The organism is Caballeronia choica, assembly GCF_001544535.1.
Lineage (GTDB): Bacteria > Pseudomonadota > Gammaproteobacteria > Burkholderiales > Burkholderiaceae > Caballeronia > Caballeronia choica.
This window is the reverse complement of sequence record NZ_FCON02000574.1, coordinates 1-720: the sequence shown is the minus strand read 5'-3', so window position 1 is coordinate 720 and position 720 is coordinate 1. Positions and strand designations below refer to the sequence as shown.

Sequence of the window (720 nt, the reverse complement as noted above, 5' to 3'; positions counted from 1 at the left end):
AACCGTGTAACCACGGTCATTCCGTGCTCGCTCAGAACAGGCGCGCTCGACTTGATGATTTCGGTCTGCCGTGGCGTCAAGGTCATTGCGGATCTCCTGTGAATACTCCTGCGTGCGACCGGCGCTGAGGCCTGTCTAGCGTCCAATCACGCGTGGACCAGAACATGGGCGACTGGCACGGATAAAATGGACTCGCGCAATCAAGATTATATTTCACGTTGTGAAGTATTTACAGAAGACGGGCCGCTATGCGGACCGAGCACCGCTCGGGGAATCCGTCTGCACGCCAGTGTATAACTCTGGTGCGAAGCATGCGTTTCAAGAAGACCTCCGTGTCTCCAAGCACGTGGTCGGTTAAGCAACCGAACGTGGCTGCCGAACACGATTCGTGCGGCCGTTGCAGCCGAGTAACGAACGCGGCGCTCCAGGGCAAGATCCGGCATACTCGCGCAGCAACAACCGCCGCGTCAGTCAGATGACGCATTGATGGGTGCTGGTCGAGTTTCGCGAATCGTGATGTTCGTGTAGCCGGTCGCGCTGTCAACGAACCTCGCGGCGGTCTCGCGACCACAGTTCAATATCTGCGAGAAGCTTGAGATATTCGTTCAGCGTGCCGGTGTTTCGGTACGACGTGGCAACGCATTGATGCACTTCAATCCGAAGGCGGTCGAGCTTTTCAAGCAATATCGGCAAAGGTATCGCTTGGACAGCTAGACTTTT

General features: G+C 56.2%; 1 protein-coding gene. It reads right to left on the bottom strand.

What is annotated here, in order from left to right; genetic code table 11:
• Positions 1-540 precede the first annotated feature (540 nt).
• Positions 541-720, bottom strand: a 180-nt coding sequence (locus AWB68_RS50665) for a hypothetical protein (protein ID WP_235028898.1), incomplete at its 5' end; no start/stop codon positions are given.